Source organism: Streptomyces brevispora (assembly GCF_007829885.1).
Taxonomy (GTDB): Bacteria; Actinomycetota; Actinomycetes; order Streptomycetales; family Streptomycetaceae; genus Streptomyces; species Streptomyces brevispora.
This window is the reverse complement of the sequence record NZ_VIWW01000001.1, coordinates 2,910,521-2,931,473: the sequence shown is the minus strand read 5'-3', so window position 1 is coordinate 2,931,473 and position 20,953 is coordinate 2,910,521. Positions and strand designations below refer to the sequence as shown.

Here is a 20,953-nt window from a genome sequence, read left to right as displayed (position 1 = left end):
GGAAGACCTCCCAGTCGCGCCCGGCAGTGCACTCAATCCACTCTTCCCCGGCCCGTCGGCGCCCGCATGTCGGGGCCTGCACGCCGGTGCCCGCAGGCCGGTGCCCCTGGGCCGGGTGCTCAGCGGTGCCCGGTCGCGGCCGTCATTCGGCGGACGGTGCGGGCAGCACCCGCTGGGCCCAGATCCGGGCCGCCACCGCGCACACCGCCAGGGCCAGCCCCGTACCGAAGACGATCCACACCGTCGTGCGCAGGGACGACGTCAGCGCGTCGTAGACCGCGGCCGCCCCGTCGGTCTCGCTGCCCGGCACCTCGGCCAGCACCCGGTTGCGGGCGAAGGCGAGCGCCCCGCGCAGCAGCAGTGCGCCGAGCGCGAAGCCGGTTCCGGCGACGGCGGTGGCGGACAGCGCGGCGAGCGCGGAGCCCCGGCGGCCGGGCCCGCCGCGCACCCAGGCCACGCCCACGGCCAGCACGGCGAACACCAGCGTGCCGACGGCCGGCCAGATACTCGCGGCCCGCAGCCACCGGAAGCTCTGCCGCAGCTGGTCGGCCCGGTCGGCGGAGACGATCTGGATGTCGGTGTGCTCGATGGGGATGCTGTCGGCGAACGGCACCCCGTTGTCCTGCAGGTTCCGCTTCACCTGTTCCGTCACGGGAGCCAGGTCGATGGTGACGCTCTCGCCGCTCCGGCCGTCCAGTGCGGCGGTGACGGCCTCGTGGGCGGTGCGGTTGGCGGCGTTCCAGGCGGCCTGGAAGGCATCGGTGGTGGTGAAGGACTGCACGGCCTGGTGCAGGAAGGCGCGGACGGTTTCCCCGAGCGGGCCGACGTCGATCTGCTTCATCGCCTCGTCGGTGATCAGGTCGGCCACGGTGTTCTGCACAGCGGGGTCGGAGGCGAGCGGCGCCACGGCGGCGACGTAACGGTCCGTGTTGTCGATCTCCAGATCGACCCAGGCGGAGAGCGCGCTCAGCGGCACCAGGACGACGAGCAGCACCAGCAGTACCGCCGAGAGCGCCGTCGAGATGTAGGTCCGCACCTCACCAGGGAATACCGGATGGGCCGGGAGCGCTCCGGGCCGTGAGCCATTCGAGTTGCCGGGCGGCGCGACCAGGTGTGCTCTGGAGGGAAGAGGGGGCGACGGAAGGAGCTTCCCGCCATGGCCGCACATGCTTCGGTGACGGCACGCGGAACGCGCGCGCGTGCCCGGCACCACTCCACCCTCAGCTGGGCGCTGCCCGTCACGCTCGGTGTGATCCTCGGCTGGTACGCGACATCCATCGTCCGGGACGGCGGTGTGCTCACCGGCGGGCAGCTCGCCCTCGGACTGATCTCGGGCGCCGTCCTCGCGGTGCTCTGCTTCGGCCTGGGCCGGATGCAGAAGCGGCTGCCGCGCGAGCTGCGGGCAGCGGCCTACGGTGCGCTGTTCGGCGGCTCGATCGGCTTCCTGTACAGCCTGTCCGGCAAGAGCGTGCTCGCGGCTTCGGTGCTGGGCCTGCTGACCGGGGTGGGCATGTTGCTGGCCGCGTTCTACGTCTTCTACACCCACGAGAACTGAGCACCCCGGCTGTCCCGGCCGGCCTGTGCGGCGGCGGATGTCGTGACGCTGTGACGTAGTGACGTAGTGACGTAGTGACGTTGTGACGCTTTGACGGGACGGTGAGGGCGTGGCGCTGTGACGGGACGGGGGCGGGCCCGCGCGAAGAATGCGCGGGCCCGCCCCCGTACTCGTCCGCGTCAGGCCCGCACCACCGTCACCGGGCACGGCGCGTGCTGGGTGACGTGGAGGCTGACCGAGCCGAGCAGGGTGGCCTTGAGGCCGCTGTATCCGCGCGCGCCCACGACCAGCAGATTCGCACCCGCGGCCCGGTCCAGCAGGGACTGCGCCGGGTTGCCGATCACCACGACCTTACTGACCGTGGCGGCTCCCGCGGCGCCGAGGGCCTCCTCCAGCGCCTCGGTGAGCGAGACGGTGGCCAGTGCCTGCGGGTCGAAGTCCTCCGGCAAGCCCGGCATCATGGACGCCCAGCTGGTCGCGGGGTACTCCCAGCTGTTGACGGCCTCGACCGTGTCACCGGTCAGCTCCGCCTGGCGTACGGCCCAGTGCAGTGCCTTGATCGACGACTCGGAGCCGTCAACGCCCACCACGATCCTGCCCATCTCTGCCTCCAGCTCGGTTTGGCTCGGTTTGGCTCGGTTGCGCGCGTGCGCTGGTGCGCCCTCCGGATTCCCGGCGACGCCCTTCCTGGCCAACTCTAATCAAATCGGATGAAACCACAGTGCTTGCGTCGGTCAGGCCTGTCGGAGCCCGGCCAACTGCTGTTCGAACGGGACCACCTCGTCGTCCGGGCCGAGGGCCCTGGACGCCCCGGAGACGGCCCGGCCGCCCGTGATCGCGTTCGCCAGCTCGCCGCCCGCGCGCCGGATCCGGGCCGGCAGCCCGTCGGCGTACTCGTCGCCCGACGAACCCCAGTCCTCCGACGCCGCGAACACCGACGTCGGCAGCGTGACGGCCCGCAGATAGGCGAAGAGCGGACGCATCGCGTGCTCCAGCACCAGCGAGTGCCGGGCGGTGCCGCCGGTCGCCGCGAGGACGACGGGCTTCCCGGTCAGCGCGGTGTTCTCGACGAGGTCGAAGAACGACTTGAACAGACCGCTGTACGAGGCGGTGAAGACCGGGCTGACGGCGATCAGCCCGTCCGCCTCCGTCACCGCGCCGAGCGCTTCCTCCAGCGCGGCCGACGGGAATCCGGTCACCAGGTGATGGGCGATGTCGACGGCCAGGTCGCGCAGCTCGATCACCCGGATCTCGACCGGGCGGTCCTGCTCGGCGTCCAGCCGGTCCCGGGTGGCCCCGGCCAGCCGGTCGGCCAGCATCCTGGTCGACGAGGGGCGGCTCAGCCCCGCCGAGACGGCGACGATCCTCAGCGGTTCGGTGACGAACACGGTGTCAGCTCTCCTTCGTGACGGGGGCGGTGGCGGGTGCGGCTGCGGTGGCGTTGGCCGTGGCGACGGCCGGGTGCAGGGGCGCGGAGTCGGGCACCCCGGCCGGGCGCAGGGCGGCGAACTCCTTGCGCAGCACCGGTACGACCTCCTCGCCGAGGATGTCGAGCTGCTCCAGGACCGTCTTCAGCGGCAGCCCCGCGTGGTCCATCAGGAACAGCTGGCGCTGGTAGTCGCCGACGGCGTCCCGGAAGGACAGCGTCCGCTCGATGACCTCCTGCGGGGAGCCCACGGTCAGCGGGGTCTGCCGGGTGAACTCCTCCATCGAGGGGCCGTGCCCGTAGACCGGTGCGTTGTCGAAGTACGGGCGGAACTCCCGTACCGCGTCCTGCGAGTTCTTGGCCATGAACACCTGGCCGCCCAGGCCGACGATGGCCTGCTCGGCGGTGCCGTGTCCGTAGTGCGCGTACCGCTGCCGGTAGAGGCGCACCATCTTCTTCGTGTGCTCGATGGGCCAGAAGATGTTGTTGTGGAAGAAGCCGTCGCCGTAGTACGCGGCCTGCTCGGCGATCTCCGGGGAGCGGATGGAGCCGTGCCAGACGAACGGCGGGACGCCGTCCAGCGGGCGCGGGGTCGCGGTGAAGGACTGGAGCGGGCTGCGGAACGTCCCCTCCCAGTCGACGACGTCCTCGCGCCACAGCTTGTGCAGCAGGGCGTAGTTCTCGACGGCGAGCGGCATGCCCTGGCGGATGTCCTTGCCGAACCAGGGGTAGACCGGTCCGGTGTTGCCGCGGCCCATCATCAGGTCGACGCGGCCGTCGGCGAGGTGCTGGAGCGTGGCGTAGTCCTCGGCGATCTTTACCGGGTCGTTGGTGGTGATCAGGGTGGTCGAGGTGGACAGGATGATGCGTTCGGTGCGGGCGGCGATGTAGCCGAGCGTGGTGGTCGGGGAGGACGGGACGAACGGCGGGTTGTGGTGCTCGCCGGTCGCGAAGACGTCGAGGCCGACCTCCTCGGCCTTCCGCGCGATGGCGACGGTGGCCTTGATCCGCTCGTGCTCGCTCGGTGTCCGGCCGGTCGTCGGGTCGGTGGTGACGTCCCCGACGGTGAAGATCCCGAACTGCATGGCACCCGCCTCCAATGTGGTTGAACGTTGAACTATCTGGTCACATCCTACAACGGGGCGCCCCTTCTCCCTATTCCGCGGGGTCCGTCCGGCGGGTGTCCGTTCGCGCGGGCGTCCGTCCGGCTGGGGTCCGTCCGCGCGGGTGTCCGTCCGTGCGGGCTCCGTTCTCAGCCGAGGATGAAGGTGCCTCCGGCCGCGGTGGCGAGGTCGGGGCCGAAGGCGGCCGCCGGTGTGTAGGCGCCGGGTCTGCCTTCGCCGCGGGCGAGCCGGGCGGTGGCTTCGGCGGCGACGTCGGCGGTGTAGTCCATGCCGTCGTCCGCGCGCAGCCAGCCCTCGTGGGTGGTGCCGTCGGGCCAGGTGACGACCGCGTGTCCCCAGGAGTGCAGCCGGGGCCGGGGGGCGGTCCTGAGCGGGGTGCGGGCCATCCGGCGGACGGCGATGCGCCGGAGGGCCGGGACGGACAGCAGCACTCCCAGGAGGGGCAGTGCCGCTCGTGCGGCCGGAGCGGTCGGGACCAGGGCGGAGGTGACGGTCACGGACGGGGCCCTGCTCGCCCGCTGCGCGGCGAGCAGTTCGCCCGACGGAACGCCTGCGGATTTCACCGTCTGCCCGTCGGGGAGGGCGAGACTCAGCGGGTCCGAGCCCATCCGTGTCCTGGCCGGGTGGCCGTTGGCGTAGCGGCGGACACCGGTGGTGATCACGTCGACGACGGTGGCGGCGACCGCGTGGCCCATGACTCCGCCCTCGGTCGCCACCGAGGCCAGGGCGTCGACACGCACCCGGCTGGGGGGTGGGCGGTCCTCGCACAGCTTCGCCACCACGGCCTCCGTCGCCAGGACGCCGAATCCGGCGCCGGTCACGAGGGTGCTGCCGGCCGCGATCGCGTCCTGGTGGAGGTCGAGCAGCCGGGAGACGGCGGTCAGGTCGGCGGCCAGGTCCACGTAGTGTCCTCCGGGCATGCAGGCGCGAGCGATGGGCACGGCCGTCTCCGCGTACGCGCCGATCGTGTTGACGACCACGGCCGGGCGCTGCCGCGTGACGTGTCCGGCGATGCTCTCCGCCGTGCCGGCGATCACGACCTTCACCTCGTCGCCCCGGCCCAGGCGCGCCCCGGCCCGGCGCAGGCGCTCGCCGTCGCGCCCGACCAGCACGGGTGTGAGCCCCCGCGCCACGAGGCGCTGGGCGACGGCACGGCCGATGCGGCCCGTCGCTCCCAGGATCCACACCTCACCGGTGCGTGCGTGCTGTGTCATGCGAATTCCTCTCCGGCGAGATCCGGCCCGTCCGCGACCGGCCTCCACAAGCGATGACCCTGGCGAGGTGCTGGACCGGCGCGGCGTGAAACCGGAAGGCCGAAACCGGTGGCACGGGTTGCGACGGTCGGCCTTCAGGATGCCCTCGACCCGTGGGTCGACGCGCGCGGGCGGAAGGGCCTCACGGCCTTCCTCGACGTGGTCACCGGGTCGCTCCGGGATGCGCTGGACCCGGACAGCGCAAGCGGTGTCCCCGGCCGAGATTTCGGTGCTGCGTACGCTGAACGGGTGCGGAGGCCGCCCGGGCCCCGGGCTGACGGAGGCGGACATGAGCGGGACCGGACCGGGGAACACGGACGCGCCTCGCCCCGGGAGCGGGTCCGACCGCGAGTACGTCGGCGGCGGCAGCGAGGCGTGGAAGGAACGCGGCGTGGCCCTGCGCGTCTTCATCTACATCTTCGCCACGCACCTGTTCGCGGGCTTCGTCTGGATCCTCTTCTACGTGGGCGAGCACGCCAAGAAGTGAGCCGCCAAGAGGCGCAAGAGGTGAGCGCCAGGAAGCGAGCGCCAGGAGGCGAGCGTCCGAGCCACCGCGTAGCGGCGTCAGAACGCGCCCGTCTCCCGCTCCTCGGCTAAGCTCGCGCCATGACCTCCGTACCGTGCCGGAACTGGTGGCGCTCCTCCTAGGAGCGGCCACCTCTTCTGCGCGGGACCAGGGCCGTTCGACATGGACGGCCCTTTTTCTCTGCCCTTCCGCGGTACGGGTTCCGATCCCGGCGGGCCGTCCTCCACGCACTCACCGACGCGAGGAGAGACCCCTCATGACCATGACCCGCACCGACACCGGCACCGCCGCCACGCTCGACGAGCGGATCCACCGGGACCCCGCCCGCTTCCGGGTCCTGTCCGGTGACCGGCCCACCGGCGCACTCCACCTCGGGCACTACTTCGGCACGCTCCACAACCGGGTGCGGCTCCAGGACCTCGGGGCGGAGGTGTTCGTGATCATCGCCGACTACCAGGTGCTGACCGACCGGGACGTCGCCGAGCGGCTCGACGCGACGATGGAGGGGCTGCTGCTGGACTACCTGGCCGTCGGCATCGACCCGGAACGCTCGGTGATCTTCAACCACAGCGCCGTGCCCGCGCTCAACCAGCTGCTGCTGCCGTTCCTGAGCCTGGTCTCCGTCGCCGAGCTGGGCCGCAACCCCACGGTCAAGGACGAGATCGCGCACTCCCGGCAGGCCTCCGTCAGCGGCCTGATGTTCACCTACCCGGTCCATCAGGCCGCCGACATCCTGTTCTGCAAGGGCAATCTGGTGCCGGTCGGCCAGGACCAGCTGCCCCACCTCGAAGTGACCCGGACCGTCGCCCGGCGCTTCAACGAGCGCTACGGACAGGTCTTCCCGGAACCCGAGGCGCTGCTCTCCGTCGCGCCGCAGCTGCTCGGCACCGACGGGACCAAGATGAGCAAGAGCCGCGCCAACTCCATCGCGCTGGGCGCCGACGCGGACGAGACGGCGCGCCTGGTCAAGGGCGCGCGCACGGACGGGGAACGGCACATCACGTACGACCCCGAGGGGCGGCCCGGGGTGTCCGGTCTCCTGCTGCTGGCCGCGCTCTGTCTCGGCCGCGATCCGCACGACGTGGCCGAGGAGATCGGCGGCGGGGGCGCGGCGGCCCTGAAGCGGACCGTGACCGACGCGGTCAACACCCGGATGGCACCGATGCGGGCCCGACGGGCCGAGTACGCCCGGGACATGGGGTACGTACGGTCCGTGCTGCGGGCCGGGAACGAGCGCGCCAACGCCATCGCCGACGCGACGCTGAGGGACGTGCGTGAGGCGATGGGGGGTCTGGGGCAGGGCCTCGCGTCCTGAAGGTCAGCGACGCGTCAACGAGTCCCGTCTGCGCAGGAGTTCGGCCAGGCCGCGCCGGGTGGCGGCGATGACCACCCGGTCGGTGGGCTGGAGCACGTAGCCGGGGTGCAGGTTCCACACGAGGCCGCCGGGGTGGTTCTCGGCGGCGGGGCCCGCTCCCGGCGCGCCCGGGTCCGGGCGGGGGCCCGCGGGCGGGGCGACGTCCAGGGCGAGGACCCGCCAGGCACCGGACCGGAACGCCTGCTCCACCGTCCGGCCCTCCAGCTGCGGACGCCCGGCCACCTCGATCACGGCGAACAGCATCACCTTCCGCTCGACCGGCACCGCGCCCAGGATCTGCCGGCCCATCATGGCGACCGCGAACGAGGGCGCGGCCAGGTGGGAGACCGAGCGGGAGCGGGTCAGGGCCTGCGGGTGTGCGGTGCGCAGGGTGCGGTAGACGGCGGTGGCGAACTCGTCGTCGAACAGGCGCAGCGTCACCCGCAGATCCGGTTTGACCGAGCGGGCGTACAGTGCGGCCTCCAGGTTCGTGGTGTCGATGCTGGTCAGGGCGAGCAGGGCGCGGGAGCGCTGGATCTTCGCGGCCTCCAGTACGCCCTCCTGGGTGACGTCCCCGATGACCACCGGCACCCGCAGCCGCCGGGCCACCGAGATGCCGCGCGCGTCCGGGTCGTCCTCCACGCACACCACGGGGATGCCGAGTTCGCGCAGCTGGACCAGGACGCGGGTGCCGATCTTGCCGAGGCCCAGCAGCACCACGTGTCCGGACAGTCCGCGCGGCGGCCGGCGCAGCGAGGAGACGGTACGCAGCGAGCCGAAGGCCTCCAGCACCCCGGCGACGAGCAGCGGCAGGAGCAGCAACCCGGCCACACCGGACAGGAGTTGGATGACCTGGCGGGCGGTGTGGTCGCCGATGGCCGGGTCGCCCATCGCGAACAGGTCGAGCAGGGTCAGATAGGCGGCGTGCGGCGCGTTGTCCCCGGTGGTGAACGTGGACGCCACCGCGAGCCCGACGACGGCGGTGCCGACGCCCAGCGCGGACCAGCGCAGCCGGCGGGAGAAGATCTGGCTCAGCGGTGCGCCCCGGCCGCCCATCCGGGGCGTCGGGGAGGCCGGACCGCTCTGGCTGACGGCCTCCAGGACGATCGTTCCGCGCCCGGTCGCCGCGGCCACCTCGGCCTGGTCGGGCAGCAGCCGGGGGCCCTCGTCGCCGCTGCTGTCGGAGCCCTCGGTGCCCGCCGGGTCATGGGTGGTGGAGGAGAGCAGGGCCAGTGTGCACAGGCCGGGGTCGGCGAGCCGGCCGTCCCGGGGCGGGGTGCGTTCGGCGGCCCGCAGGAGCAGGCCCTCCGCCTGGATCACCTTGCTGGATCCGGCGAGCGCGGTCGCCGCGAGGGCGGGGGCCGCGGTGTCGGCGTCGGACAGGACCGTGGTGGAGGCGTCCAGCACGGTCTGGTCGAGCCCGGGAGAGGCGACGGCGGCCGCCTGGTCGAGGAGGGTCTCCAGATGCTGGCCGAGCTTGCGGTTGTAGAGCCGGATCACCAGCCGGACACGGGGGTTGAGCCGGCGGGCGGTCAGCGCGGCGCGGATGTTGCGTTCGTCGTCGTCGTAGACGAGGGCGAGCGCGGCGGCCGTGTCGACACCGGCCTCCTCCAGCGCCTCGTCGGAGGGTTCCGGCGCCTGGAGGATGCGTACCGCCTCCACCCCGGCGTTGGTGTCGCCGCCCCCGGGCCCGATCCCGCTGCCGCCGTAGCGGCTCATCGCCGACGACATCCGGCCGAACAGGGCGGCGGCCCGCCCGCGCCCGGTCAGCGGCAGTTCCGGCCGTCCCGCGTCGGGCCCCGGCGGCAGGACGAGGGTGACCCGCTCCCCGTACACGTAGCGCAGTTCGACGGCGAGCCGCTGGGCGAGCGCGTCGTCGCCGCAGACGACCATGTGGCCGGAGAACGGGGAGCGTTGGGGCTGCTGTGGAAGTGGGGACACATGACCCAGCATGCCCTGCTCCGTTCCGGTGGTCGTCGCGGTCAGTGGTCCTCCGGTGCCCCCGGGGTCCCGGACGGGGGCCGGGCGAGGAGCCGGCGGGGGTCCGCCGCCCGGCCGATCGCCGATTCGACCGCCGCGATCCGGTCCGCGAGGAGGCCGAGCGCGGCCACCGCACGGGTCATGGGGTCGCCGTCCGGTCCGCCGAGTGCCTGGGTGCGGACGTAGGCGGCGGTGACGGCTGACCAGCGCGCGGCCCGCTCCGGGTCGAGCGTTCCGCGCAGCGCGGCGAGCTTCAGCAGGGCGGCCTCCGCGCCCGTGGTGAGCGTCTGGGCCTCGCCCGCGTAGTGGTCGTCGATGACGTCGGACAGTTCGGCGTCGTTCATCACAGGCACGATCCGCTCGGCGATTCGGTTCATGTTGCGGTACGAGCCCTGCAGTCGGAACGGCGGTTCGGTGCGCGTCGCGTCCGTCTGCGCCGCCGAGGCGATGTACGCGGCGTTGACCGCGAGAACGGTGTCGCGGGCGGTGAGCAGATGACGCAGCACCGCGACGATGCGTTCCACCTCGGCGGGCGTGTACGGGTGCTCCAGCCGGTTCGCACCGGACGCGGGTTCGGTGCCTGCGGCCAGCCGCAGCAGCAGCGTGAGGTCGTCGCGGGAGCGTCCGGCGAGCGGGGCCAGCACCGGGTTGGCGGTCAGCGCGTTCTCCACGAAGCTCAGCGCGAACACGTCCTCCCGGCCGCTCAGCACCTCGCCGAGGTTCCAGACGTCGGCCCGGTTGGCGAGCATGTCGGGAATCCGGAACTGCTCCCCGGACTCGGTGTAGGGGTTGCCCGCCATGCACACCGCGAACCGCTTGCCCCGCAGGTCGTAGCTGCGCGGCTCGCCGTCCCGCACCCCCTCGATGCGGCGGGTGGCGTCGCAGAGGGGGATGAACTTCTGGAGCAGTTCCGGTGAGGTGTGCTGGATGTCGTCGAGGTAGAGGAGGGTGTTGTTGCCCGCCTCCAGCGCGAAGTTGATCTTCTCGACCTCCTGGCGCGCGGTCGCGCTGCGGGCCTGCGCGGGGTCCAGCGAGGTCACGTCGTGGCCGAGGTTGGGTCCGCTGATCTTGACGAGAACCAGGCCGAGCCGGTCGGCGACGTACTCCATGAGCGTCGTCTTGCCGTAGCCGGGCGGCGACACGAGCAGCAGCAGGCCCTGCGAGTCGGTGCGCCGGTCGGCGTCGGCGGTGCCGAGCTGCTTGGCGAGGCTGTCGCCGATCAGCGGCAGGTACACCTCGTCGAGCAGCCGGTTGCGGACGAACGCCGACATCACGCGCGGCCGGTGGTCGTCCAGCCGCAGCCTGGTGCGCTCGGCGGCGGCCAGCGCGGTGCGCAGGCGCTGGTAGGCGCGGAAACCGGGCACGGTCACGGCACGGAACTCCTCGGTGCGGGAGAGGAGTTCGTCGATCCGCAGGACCAGCCGGCCCCGGTCGATGCGCGGGTGGACGCCGAGGAGACCGTCCACGGTCGCGGTGAGCGGCGCCTCGCCCTCGTACCGGGAGACGGCCGGTTCCGGGCAGAGCTCCACGGCGACGGCCTCCGCGAGATCGCCCGCGTCGAGGTCCGATCCGCTCGCGCGGGAGTACGAGGTGAGCCACCCCTCGACGAGCTGGCGGCGGGCCGGCAGGTCGTCGAGGAGGGCGGCGAGATCCTCGTCGTACGCCGAAGTGCCGGTGGTGCGGCGGAACTTGTCCAGGAAGGTGCGGACCGACGCACTGGTGACGAACCCCTCGGGGCCGCTCGTCAGCTCCTCGAAGAGGTACGAGGCGACGGCCCGGGAGCTCTCGCCCGAGTCCTCGTCCGCGATGGCTTCGGCCCACTCCTCCTGGAGGGCGGCGACGGCCGGGGCGAGCCCGAAGGTGTCGCGGGCGCGGGCCAGCGAGCGGGCCCGGCGCGTCCAGGAGGTCCGGCGGGCCTCGTCCGTCCGGTGCGCCCAGAAGAGCTGGGCGGCAGCCCGGACGGCGGGCGGGCAGCGCAGCAGCCCGGCCCCGGCGTGCAGCCGCAGCAGCACGGTCAGGATCGCGGTGGCGTCCTCGTCGTGGACACCGCGCTGATACCCCTCGTCGTACGCCGAGGCGGCGGACTCCCGTACGAGGGAGGCGAGTTCGGCAGGATCCAGGGTGGCCAGCCGGTCCGCTCCCCGCTCGGCGAGGAGCCGGGCGGCCAGGTGCTCGCCGCGGTAGACGGCAAGGGACTCGGAGGGCAGTTGCTGGTTCCAGTACGGGCGGGTCTCACCGAACGCCGGGTCGGTGACCGGCATCCGGTAGTCGGTCCCGGTGACGGCGAACGCGAGCCCGTCCCCCTGCGGGACCAGGGTCAGATCGAACGGCTGGGTGTTCACCGCGAACCGGTGGCGGCCCAGCCGGATGGTGGCCCCGCCGTCCGCGTACAGCTCGCTGCGGTCGCGCAGCGCCCGGCCGGCCTCCTGACGGGCCGCGAGCAGCTGCCCGTCCAGCTCCTCGGCCCGTACCGTGTCGCCGAGTTCGCGCAGCTCGTCCGCGGTGCGGCGGATCTTGGCGACCATCGGGTCGGAGGCGAAGTAGGTGTGGACGGCGTCCGTGTCGGGCAGTGCGGCGCTGCGGCGGGAGACCGTGTCCAGCACCCGGGCGGCGGACTGGGCGAGGCGTTCGGTCCGGCGGGCGAGGGCGTCCTGAAGGGTCTGCCTGCGGGCGGAGAACGCCTCGTACACCTCCGTTCGCCGCTCGCCCAGCACGGTCAGGAAGTCGTCGAACTCGGCGAACCGCGCCTCCAGGTTCTCCAGTTGGAGCAGCAGCCGGGCCAGCTGCTCGTCGCAGACGTCGGGGGTGGTGGCGGCGGCCAGCGCGCCCGTCACCGCCTGCCCCAGCAGGGCGAACTCGGCGGCGAACTCGGCCCGGCCCTCGTGGTCGAGGAGTTCGCGGCGGCGGGCATCGAGGCCGGCACGGGCCCGGTTCACCCCGCCGAGCACCTCGGCGATCCGCTCCAGGATCGACGTACGGACCACGCCGTCGCCGATGTCGAGCCCGGTCACGACGTCCGTGACCGTGCTCAGCCCGTCCGTCATCCCCGCCAGCCGGTCGCCGAGCGCGGCGGCGTCGGTGACGGTGGCGAGCGCGGACGCCTCCTCGGTCAGGCGGGCGATGTCCCGGTGGTAGCCGGCGAACGCGTCGTCCCTGGCCAGGAACGCGACCGCGCGCCGGCCTGCGGCGGTGAGGTCTTCGGTGGTGGCGGCGGTGAGCTCGGCGATCCGCTCGGTGTCCGCGTACCGCATCTCGCCGAGCGTGGCCAGACGGCCGTGCGCGTTGCGGAGCTCGGTGAGCCGAGTGACCCAGTCGGTGGCGGACTGCGGGGCTTCGCCGCGGACCCGGCGCACCAGGGCGGTGATCCGGTCCGCGCTCTCGGTGAGCGCGTCGGCGGCCTGCCGGGTCAGTTCCTGGACGCCCTCGAACTCCGAGAGGACCTGTTGCGCGGTGTTCCGAAGAGCGGTCAACGGCTCGGCGAGAGAACCGAGTTCGCTTTCGTCCAGCCAGTGGTAGCGGTCGGTGGCGCGGGCGCAGTCCGCCACCAGCCGCGCGTACACGGCGCCGGTCGGGGTGGTTTCGGCGGCGCTGTGCGCGAGCGCGAGGCAGTCGGAGATGCCGCGCACCAGGTCGGCGTTGCCGATCCGGGCCAGCGGTCCGGTACCGGCGGGGTGGGACGCGGCGTAGGTGTCGCAGACGTACGGCGTCTGCCAGCGCTGCAACGGGTGCACCCGGGCCGGTCCGGCGTCCGGGCCCTCCACCGGGTCCCGCAGGAGTACGAGCGTGCCGTCGTCGAGCAGGGCGTGGCCACGGCCCTGGAGCGGGGTGGCGACCTCCTGGCGGATCACGTTGTAGGGGAGCAGCAGGCTGCGGCCGTCGTCCCGGGAACGGAACGCGTAGAGCACGTCCTCGCCGTTGGGGGAGCGGACGGCGCCCTCGAAGGCGGGGTCGGTGAGCGGCTGCGCGATGTCGAAGGTCTTGGCGGTCCCGGTGGTCAGATAGAAGCCGCCGGGAAAGATGATCCCCTGGTCCTCGGGGAGCCGGTGGCAGGCGGGCCCGATGCCGTCCAGCCGCAGCACGGTGCCCAGCAGCGAGTTGAAGACGAGGTGGCGGGCCGACTCCTCCTTGTACGGGCGGATGCGCAGCAGGACCAGCGGGCCGAGCTCCGCGTACTCCACCTCGGCGTCGGCGAGTGACTGGAGGGGTTCGGTGACCGGCTCCCGGTAGATGCCGTCCGGGGTGTCCGTGTCGTTGACGGTCTTGACGGTGAGGCTGCCGTCGAGGGTGTCGACGAACAGCCGCGCGTCACTTCCGTCGCCTGTCCCGCCGATGGCGATGTGCGGGTGCCGGCCGGGGACGTGGGCCTCGCGTCCGGCGACGGTCCAGGTGAAGTCGTGCGACGGCGGGAACACGTGATCGCGTTCGCCGCGGGCGTCGAGGAACGCGCCGGGCGATCCGTCGGCATCGAGGGCCCAGCGCAGGACGCGGATGTCCTCGGCGCTCTCACCGGTCCGGAACACGGCCAGGAGCCGCCCGTCGGTACGGCGCAGCCGCAGCAGCCGGGCGTCCCGGTAGTAGCGGTGCAGCCCGTCGAACTCGCGTACGAACGCCTCGTCGGTGAGGAGGGGGTCGGTGCCGGGGGCCAGATCGGCGCCGTACAGCGCGAGTACGTCGTCCACGGCGGGCTCGTCGCGCCGCCCCGGACCCCGCTCGAAGCCGAACAGCAGATGGCCGCCGATCGCGACGAGGTCGCGGGGGACGGAGGGCTGCCCGGTACGGATCTGCTCGCTGCCGAGCAGCCGCAGGCCGGTGGAGCCGAACTCCTCGGTGCGGCGGGAGTTGAGCGCCTCGGCCCGGCGGGTGAGCTCCGCGGCCTGGGTACCGAGCCGGCGGCGCAGCACGTCGTAGGCCCCGGCCTCCACGGGGCCGCCCGGGGGCGGCGGGGTTCCGGTGTCCATGCGGTGCGGCTCCTTACGGGAGGGCGGATCTGTGGGGGTGGGGTGGGGCGCGGTGGCCGGCGTCCGTCCTCAAGCGCCGGACGGGCTTGACCTGGCCGACCACCCCGGCCCGTCCGGCGTTCGAGGACACGGCGTCGCTCCGGAGGGGCCCCGGGCGACGCACCCGGCTACGCCACCGGCGTACCGTTGCGGGCCGGGACCGGCGACGCGACCGGGACCTCGTTCAGGCGCAGGTCCGCGAGGCCCAGCGCACGCGCGTGGTCCAGGAGCTTGCGGACCTGGTCCGCTCCCGCTCCGCCCATCCCCGGCGTGCCCATCATCCGCGTCAGCAGCGCCGACACCGTCAGGTTCTGCACATCACCCGACGACAGCGACCCCAGCACCCGCGTCAGATCGTCCGTGAACGACGACGTGCCGTTCAGCCACGGCCCCGCGAGCGCCTTCGCCGTGTCCGAGCTCTCGACGAAGCCGTCGAGGCTCTTGCCCATGGAGATGGACGAGACCAGCCGGTCGAAGAAGACCGACTCCCCGCCGACGATGTCGATGTCGGCGTTCTCCAGCCCCGCGGACACGATCGTCGCCTGCGCCTCGGCGACCTGCCGCTGCACATCCAGCCCGGCGAGCCGGATCTCCTTCTCCGCCGCCAGCCGCAGCCGGTACTCCTCGTGGCCGCGCGAGGCGTCGTCCAGCGCCGCCATCGCGGCCGCCTTCTCCGTGAGCCCCGCCGCCTCGGCCTTCAGCATCTCGCCGATCACCGCCGCGTCGGCCGTCGCCTGGGCCTGCGTACCCTCCGCCGCCGCCAGCGCCTTGAGCCTGGAGCCCTCCGCCTCGGCCCTGAGCCGGGCGGACGTGGCCTCGGCCTCGGCCAGGCCGGTCTTCTCGATGACCTCGGCCGCCGCGTCCCGCACCTGTATCTCCGCGAGGCCGGCCGCGGCCGACTCCGCCTGGACGCCCTCGGCGAGCCGCAGCTTCGCGCGGGCGTCCAGGTCCGCGGTCTTCAGCCGGGCCTCGGCGAGCGTCAGCTGCTCGGCCGCCCGGTGGACTGCCGAGGCCTCGGCGGCCTCCGCGGCCTTGATGTCCTTGACCAACAGTTCCTGGGCCTCCGCCTCGGCGGCGATGATCACCGACTTGCGGGTGCGCTCGGACTCCTCGACCGACCGCAGCGTCTTGATGGACTCCTCCTGCTCGGCGACCGTACGGTCCACCGCGATCCGCTCCCGGATCACATCGGCGACCTCGCGGCGCTCGGCCTCGACCTCCTTCGTCGCGGCGATCCGGTTGAGCTCGGTCTGCCGCTCGCGCCCGATGACCTCGATCATCCGGTCCTTCTCGATGCGCTCGTTCTCCACCGCGATGACACGCTCACGGTTCTTCTGCGCGACGGCGATCTCCCGCGCCTGGTTCTCCCGCTGGATGCCGAGCTGCTCCTCGGTCCGGATGAACGCGCTCTGCGCACCGAGGCGTTCCTCCTCCTGGACCCGGGCGGTCACCGCCTCCTCACGGGCCCGCAGCGTCTCGACCTCGCGGCGCTGCTTGATCTCGGCCTCGGCCTGGCGGCGTTCCAGCTCCAGGATGGTCTCCCGCGCGTCGACGTCCTGCCGGGTGATCTCCTTCTGCTCGGTGCGCTGGAACTCGTTGGTCCGCACGTGCTCGATCGCGGTCAGCTCGGTGATCTTCCGAATGCCCTGTGCGTCAAGGATGTTGGCGCCGTCCAGCTGCACCATCGGCGTCTGCTCGAGGAAGTCGATCGCGGCGTCGTCGAGGTGGTAGCCGTTCAGATCGGTGCCGATGACGCGGATGATCCGGTCCCGGAACTCCTCGCGCTTGGTGTACAGATCGACGAAGTCCAGCTGCTTGCCGACGGTCTTCAGCGCCTCGGAGAACTTCGCGGCGAAGAACTCCTGGATCGCGACCTTGTCGCTGGCCCGTTCCGTCCCGATGGCCTGGGCGACCTTGATGACGTCCTCGACGGTCTTGTTGACCCGTACGAAGAACGTGATGTGGATGTCGGCGCGGATGTTGTCCTGGCAGATCAGGCCCTCGCGCCCGGTGCGCCGGATCTCGATGGTCTTCACCGAGATGTCCATGGACTCGGCCTTGTGCAGCACCGGCAGGACGACGGCACCGGTGAAGGTCACATCGACCTTCTTGGTCTTGGAGATGATCAGGGCCTTGCCCTGCTCCACCTTGCGGAAGAGCCGGGTGACGATCACAAGCAGGGCGATCGCGATGAGCAGGACCACGGCGATGAGCAGGCCGAGGCCCAAGGAGATGGCTTCCATGACAGTCCTTGGCGGCTGGTGGTACGGAAAATGAGAGGTTCAGGGGGCACGGCGCCCCGTCCGGGCGCCACGCCGTAGCCGGGCGGGGCGGGGCGGTGCGGACCGGTGCCGCGCGCGGCGGTGCGGTTGTGGTGCGGCTGGGCCGCGGGGCTCAGGCGGTGTGGCCGGGAGCCGCACGCCGTTGCGTGGGCGGCGGCTTCGGCGGTCCCGGGTCGAGCGCCCTGTCGTACGGCGACACCCAGAAGAACTCGCCCTCGTCGTCGTACGCGTACAGCAGTCCCGAACTCCCCGCGGTGAGCTCCGTGTCGTCCGGCCGCAACTGCCGCACCTGGACGATCGCGGTGGACCCGTCGGCCGCGGCGACCTCGGCCTGGCCGAAGTCCGAACCGACCGTGCCGGTACGGACCGTGCAGACCCGGCCCAGGAAGTCCTGGCGGGATGGCGGCGGCTGGTCCGGGAAGAAGCGGCGGTAGTGGTGCACCAGTACCCGCACCACGGCCCAGGCGATCAGCAGCGCGCCGGCGAGGATGCCGAAGGCGAGCGCGGCCCGGGTGGTGCCGGTGGTGGTACTGCGGTGCAGCAGGACCGAACCGGTCAGCGAGGTGAACCAGGCGATGGCCACCATGACGGACACAGACACGGAGACCGGCACACCGCCGACCCCGGCCAGGTCGGTGTCGAGGTCCGTGTCGAAGGAGTGGTGGTCGGCCGCGCCGACCAGGACGAGCAGCCAGAAGGCGATCACGACGACCAGCGCCGCGGCGAACAGAACGGCTGGGAAGGACAACGTCGCCGTCAGGAACTCCTGCATCGGTTCCACCCCCTGCCGTCCGGCCGACAGCACTGCCGGCGCCTGCGCGCGGACCGGCGATGACCTGGCTGCCGCCGTACCGCCGTGAGCGGCACCGCAGCAGCCGGGTCTTCCCCCGCCCCCCGTGCACCCCCGTGATTCCCCCGTGGCCCCCCGGTTGGTGCTGACAGGATCGTGTCACTCCGGACCGGGCTGTCGCACTGCCGGAATCCGGCAATCTTTCCCCGCCCTCGATGCCGGGCACCGGCACCGGGACATATGCGTTGTGTAAAAGTCAGCAACGAATCAGAAACGGGAGGCGGGCACGTGCCTGAGCCGGAGATTTCCGAAAGCTTTCTGGAGGGCTACGCCCGCATCCTGGGCGAGGTCGCCGTCACCGGACGCCGGCTTACCCGGGAGGAGCTGGAGGTCCGGCGTGCCCTGGGCAGGCAGGCCGCCGAGGCCGGACACCAACTGCGCGCCCTGGTCCGCATGCACCTGGCCCTGACCCGCACCGCCTGGCCGACCGCCGCCCCCGGCGCCACGCCGGCCGCCGTGGCCGCCGTGACCGAGAGCGTGCTGTCCGCCGCGGAACAGGCGGTCGACGCGTTCGCCGAGGGCTTCGAGCGGGCGCAGCGGCTCACCGTGCGGCGGGAGGAGGCGGCCCGCCGGGAGTTCATCGACGATCTGCTGTACGGGCGCAGCGACCTGGGCCGGCTCGCCGAGCGCGCCACCCGTTTCGGGCTGCGGCTCTCCCGCGCCCACGCGGTGGCGGTGGCCGCGGGCCCCGAGGCCTACACCGAGACGGACGCCGTGCCGCGGCAGGTGGAGGCGGCGCTGATGGCCCGGTTCAGCGGCCGCAAGATCCTCATCACGACGAAGGACGGACGGCTGATCTGCATCGCACCGGGCCACCAGCCCGACGTCCTGAGGTACTTCGCCAAGCAGGCACACGCGGCGACGGACGGCGGCCGGGTCGCCGTCGGCCGCGCCCACCGGGGCCCCGGCGGTGTCGTCCAGTCCTACGACGAGGCGCTCGACGCGATCGATCTGGCCGACCGGATGGACCTGGACGATCCGGTGCTGTACTCCGCCGATCTGCTGGTCTACCCGGTGCTGACCCGGGACCGGCAGGCGATGTCCGATCTGGTGCGCAGCGAACTCGGCCCGCTCCAGCAGGCGCGCGGCGGCGCGGAACCGCTGCTCAAGACGCTGTCCGTGTACTTCGAGTCCGGCTGCGTCGCGGCCGAGACGGCCCGCCGGCTGGCGCTGAGCGTGCGCGCCCTGACCTACCGGCTGGAGCGGATACACCAGCTGACCGGCTCCGACCCGTCCGACCCGATGCACCGCTACACCCTGCAGACGGCGGTGATCGGGGCCCGGCTGATGGACTGGCCCGCGAAGGAGCTGTGAGCCGCGCGGATCGCGCCCTCCTTGTGCCGGCCCCGGTGCCACGCCCCGCATGCGGGGAGGCCGACGGCCGCCTAGCGTGACCAGTCGGGGGACTCCGGCGGCGTGCGCAATGAGGGAGATCCGCACCATGGCCCGACACGCGCGGCAGCCACGGAAAACGGCCAGGACCGCGGACGAACGCGGCCCGTCCCGCCGGTGGTGGGTGCTGGGGGTGATCGGGCTCGCCCAGCTGATGGTGGTACTCGACGCGACCATCGTGAACATCGCGCTGCCCTCCGCCCAGCAGGACCTCGGCTTCAGCGACGGGAACCGCCAGTGGATCGTGACGGCGTACGCCCTGGCCTTCGGCTCGCTGCTGCTGTTCGGCGGCCGGATCGCCGACCTGGTCGGCCGCCGGGTGGTGTTCCTGACCGGACTGGTCGGCTTCGCGGTGGCCTCGGCAATCGGCGGCGCCGCCCCGGGTTTCGAGATCCTGGTCATGGCCCGCGCCCTCCAGGGCATGTTCGCCGCACTGCTGGCCCCGGCCGCGCTCTCCCTGCTCACCACGACGTTCACCGTCCCGAAGGAGCGGGCGAAGGCCTTCGGGATCTACGGGGCCATCGCCGGCACGGGCGGCGCGGTGGGCCTGCTGCTCGGCGGGGTGCTCACCGAGTACCTGGACTGGCGCTGGTGCCTGTACGTGAACCTGCTGTTCGCGTTCGTCGCCTTCACCGGCGGCCGGCGCCTGCTCATTGCCGGTGCGCCCGCCGACCGCCCGAAGCTCGACGTCCCGGGGGCTGTCCTCGTCTCGGCCGGACTGTTCTGCATCGTGTTCGGCTTCTCCAGGGCCGAGACACATCCATGGAGCTCACCCGACACCTGGGGATTCCTGGTGGCCGGTGCGGTGCTCGTGTCGGCGTTCGCCCGGTGGCAGACCAGGGCCGCGCATCCGCTGCTGCCGATGCGGGTGGTGCTCGACCGGAACCGCGCCGCGTCGTTCATCGGGATGTTCATCTCCGGCGGCGGCATGTTCGGGGTGTTCCTGTTCCTCACGTACTTCCTGCAGAAGAGCCTGTTCTACTCGCCGGTCAGCACCGGTCTGGCGTTCCTGCCGATGGTCGTCGTCATGATCGTGACGTCCATGACGACGACCAACCTGCTGGTGCCGAGGATCGGCGCCAAACCGATCGTGCCGTTCGGCATGGGCCTCGCGGCGGCCGCCATGGCGTGGCTGACCACCCTGGACCTGAACAGCACCTATTTCGCCCATGTGCTGCCCCCGCTGATCTGCCTGGGGCTGGGGCTGGGCATGGTCTTCGCCACCGCGATGAACCTGGCGACCGCCGGGGTCGCCGCCCGGGACGCCGGAGTGGCCTCGGCGATGGTCAGCACCAGCCAGCAGGTGGGCGGTTCCATCGGTACGGCGCTGCTGAACACCCTCGCCACGAGCGCGGCCGCCGACTACCTGGCCGGCCGCCGGCCTACCCCGGCCGCCGTCGCCCAGGCCCAGTTGGAGAGCTACTCCACCGCGTACTGGTGGTCCGCGGGCTTCTTCGTCGTCGGACTGCTGGTCACGGGGACCCTCTACCGCAGGGGCGTGCCACAGCCCCGCCTGACGGCGGAGGAACCCGCCACCGTACGGGCCTGACCGCCGCGCTCAGCGATCGTTCCCGGCGGTCCGGGCGCCCTCCGTCAGGCGTACGAACGCAAGGGACTCGCCCACGGTCCAGTAGCCCTCCGCGCTGCCGTCGACCGCGAACCCCAGGTACGCGCAGAGCCGCCGCGCGACCCGGGGGTGGCGGGGTGCGTACCGCACCATCAGCTCGCCGCCCTCCTCGGCCGGCAGCTCGGCCGCCGTCACCGCGTGGAACCGGCGGCCGACCTGAACGGTGGCCTGCGGCGTACGTTGCAGATTGCGGTACCAGTCGGCGGCGGGCCCGAACCCGGACGCCACCGTCCAGCTCCGCCGGCCGTCCACCATCGCGGCCTCGACGACCTCGACGACGGTCCGGCGCGGCTGCCCCGAGGCGCGCCCGGTGTGGACGAGGAGCAGCAGGCGCCCCCGGAACAGCGGCCCGAGCCCCGCCCGGAACATATGGACGGGCAGCCGGACGACGGTACGCCGCCAGCCGGACGGCGCTGCTGGCGCGGTCGGGGCGGTCGCCGCTGCTGGCGCGGTCGGGGTGACGGAGGTGACGGGGGTGACCTGGGTGACCGGTGCGGCCGGGGGCCTGGGGTCGGACGAAGCTGCGGATGGATGCGTCACAGTGCAAACGTTGCACAAACCAAAGATGTACGCCACCGTCGCACGCC

14 protein-coding genes and 1 pseudogene are annotated in these 20,953 nt (G+C 72.5%); 5 read left to right on the top strand and 10 right to left on the bottom strand.

The features are described 5' to 3' along the window. Positions 1-142: 142 nt before the first annotated feature. Entirely contained in the window at positions 143-1,036 is an 894-nt protein-coding gene (locus FHX80_RS13525) for a hypothetical protein (protein WP_145764423.1), read from the bottom strand. A 120-nt stretch (positions 1,037-1,156) separates the two neighbouring features. Here FHX80_RS13525 and FHX80_RS13520 point away from each other — a divergent pair, with 120 nt between their 5' ends. Next, the gene (locus tag FHX80_RS13520; RefSeq protein WP_145764422.1) at positions 1,157-1,555 is read left to right on the top strand and encodes a hypothetical protein; all 399 of its coding nucleotides are present in this window, start codon (positions 1,157-1,159) and stop codon (positions 1,553-1,555) included. Positions 1,556-1,734: 179 nt separating this feature from the next. Here the strand turns inward: FHX80_RS13520 and FHX80_RS13515 are convergent, their stop codons facing one another. The 4 genes from FHX80_RS13515 to FHX80_RS13500 all read right to left on the bottom strand — a co-directional run bounded on the left by FHX80_RS13515 (position 1,735) and on the right by FHX80_RS13500 (position 5,319). Further along, positions 1,735-2,157: a universal stress protein gene (locus tag FHX80_RS13515; RefSeq protein WP_145764421.1), complete on the bottom strand. Its 423-nt coding sequence runs from the start codon at positions 2,155-2,157 to the stop codon at positions 1,735-1,737. A gap of 132 nt (positions 2,158-2,289) precedes the next feature. Continuing rightward, complete coding sequence (locus FHX80_RS13510; protein ID WP_145764420.1) at positions 2,290-2,943, bottom strand: FMN reductase; 654 nt, start codon at positions 2,941-2,943, stop codon at positions 2,290-2,292. Positions 2,944-2,947: 4 nt separating this feature from the next. Then, positions 2,948-4,066 carry an LLM class flavin-dependent oxidoreductase gene (locus FHX80_RS13505; RefSeq protein WP_145764419.1) on the bottom strand — a complete coding sequence of 373 codons (1,119 nt, stop codon included), beginning with the start codon at positions 4,064-4,066 and terminating at the stop codon, positions 2,948-2,950. 167 nt (positions 4,067-4,233) lie between these two features. Continuing rightward, entirely contained in the window at positions 4,234-5,319 is a 1,086-nt protein-coding gene (locus FHX80_RS13500) for a saccharopine dehydrogenase family protein (protein ID WP_145764418.1), read from the bottom strand. A 406-nt stretch (positions 5,320-5,725) separates the two neighbouring features. Here FHX80_RS13500 and FHX80_RS36575 point away from each other — a divergent pair. Then, positions 5,726-5,845 (top strand): annotated as a pseudogene (locus FHX80_RS36575) (DUF6126 family protein); the annotation flags it as partial. 295 nt (positions 5,846-6,140) lie between these two features. Continuing rightward, positions 6,141-7,199, top strand: a complete 1,059-nt coding sequence (gene trpS, locus FHX80_RS13490; RefSeq protein WP_425281685.1) for a tryptophan--tRNA ligase — start codon at positions 6,141-6,143, stop codon at positions 7,197-7,199. Positions 7,200-7,202: 3 nt separating this feature from the next. Here trpS and FHX80_RS13485 read toward each other — a convergent pair whose 3' ends face one another. From FHX80_RS13485 to FHX80_RS13470, 4 genes are all read right to left on the bottom strand, one after another. Continuing rightward, positions 7,203-9,191 carry an NAD-binding protein gene (locus FHX80_RS13485; RefSeq protein WP_145764416.1) on the bottom strand — a complete coding sequence of 663 codons (1,989 nt, stop codon included), beginning with the start codon at positions 9,189-9,191 and terminating at the stop codon, positions 7,203-7,205. Positions 9,192-9,220: 29 nt separating this feature from the next. Continuing rightward, a complete protein-coding gene (locus FHX80_RS13480) occupies positions 9,221-14,176 on the bottom strand; it encodes a DNA repair ATPase (protein ID WP_145764415.1) in 4,956 nt (1,651 codons plus the stop codon). Positions 14,177-14,343: 167 nt separating this feature from the next. Then, a complete protein-coding gene (locus FHX80_RS13475; protein ID WP_145764414.1) occupies positions 14,344-16,458 on the bottom strand; it encodes a flotillin family protein in 2,115 nt (704 codons plus the stop codon). 151 nt (positions 16,459-16,609) lie between these two features. After that, complete coding sequence (locus tag FHX80_RS13470; RefSeq protein WP_145764413.1) at positions 16,610-17,269, bottom strand: YbdD/YjiX family protein; 660 nt, start codon at positions 17,267-17,269, stop codon at positions 16,610-16,612. 306 nt (positions 17,270-17,575) lie between these two features. On the opposite strand from FHX80_RS13470, the gene FHX80_RS13465 reads away from it, so the two are divergent. Together FHX80_RS13465 and FHX80_RS13460 are read left to right on the top strand one after the other, a co-directional pair. Then, positions 17,576-18,661, top strand: a complete 1,086-nt coding sequence (locus tag FHX80_RS13465; RefSeq protein ID WP_244318252.1) for a PucR family transcriptional regulator — start codon at positions 17,576-17,578, stop codon at positions 18,659-18,661. Positions 18,662-18,788: 127 nt separating this feature from the next. Further along, positions 18,789-20,288: an MFS transporter gene (locus tag FHX80_RS13460; RefSeq protein ID WP_145764411.1), complete on the top strand. Its 1,500-nt coding sequence runs from the start codon at positions 18,789-18,791 to the stop codon at positions 20,286-20,288. 9 nt (positions 20,289-20,297) lie between these two features. Here FHX80_RS13460 and FHX80_RS13455 read toward each other — a convergent pair whose 3' ends face one another. Further along, positions 20,298-20,906: a nitroreductase family deazaflavin-dependent oxidoreductase gene (locus FHX80_RS13455; protein ID WP_244318251.1), complete on the bottom strand. Its 609-nt coding sequence runs from the start codon at positions 20,904-20,906 to the stop codon at positions 20,298-20,300. Between the last annotated feature and the right edge of the window lie 47 nt (positions 20,907-20,953).

Coding starts and splice junctions, on each gene's coding strand:
- FHX80_RS13505 (WP_145764419.1), bottom strand. CDS start 4,066: ATGCAGTTCGGGATCTTCACCGTCGGGGACGTCACCACCGACCCGACG.
- FHX80_RS13520 (WP_145764422.1), top strand. CDS start 1,157: ATGGCCGCACATGCTTCGGTGACGGCACGCGGAACGCGCGCGCGTGCC.
- FHX80_RS13480 (WP_145764415.1), bottom strand. CDS start 14,176: ATGGACACCGGAACCCCGCCGCCCCCGGGCGGCCCCGTGGAGGCCGGG.
- FHX80_RS13460 (WP_145764411.1), top strand. CDS start 18,789: ATGGCCCGACACGCGCGGCAGCCACGGAAAACGGCCAGGACCGCGGAC.
- FHX80_RS13515 (WP_145764421.1), bottom strand. CDS start 2,157: ATGGGCAGGATCGTGGTGGGCGTTGACGGCTCCGAGTCGTCGATCAAG.
- FHX80_RS13475 (WP_145764414.1), bottom strand. CDS start 16,458: ATGGAAGCCATCTCCTTGGGCCTCGGCCTGCTCATCGCCGTGGTCCTG.
- trpS (WP_425281685.1), top strand. CDS start 6,141: ATGACCATGACCCGCACCGACACCGGCACCGCCGCCACGCTCGACGAG.
- FHX80_RS13500 (WP_145764418.1), bottom strand. CDS start 5,319: ATGACACAGCACGCACGCACCGGTGAGGTGTGGATCCTGGGAGCGACG.
- FHX80_RS13470 (WP_145764413.1), bottom strand. CDS start 17,269: ATGCAGGAGTTCCTGACGGCGACGTTGTCCTTCCCAGCCGTTCTGTTC.
- FHX80_RS13485 (WP_145764416.1), bottom strand. CDS start 9,191: ATGCTGGGTCATGTGTCCCCACTTCCACAGCAGCCCCAACGCTCCCCG.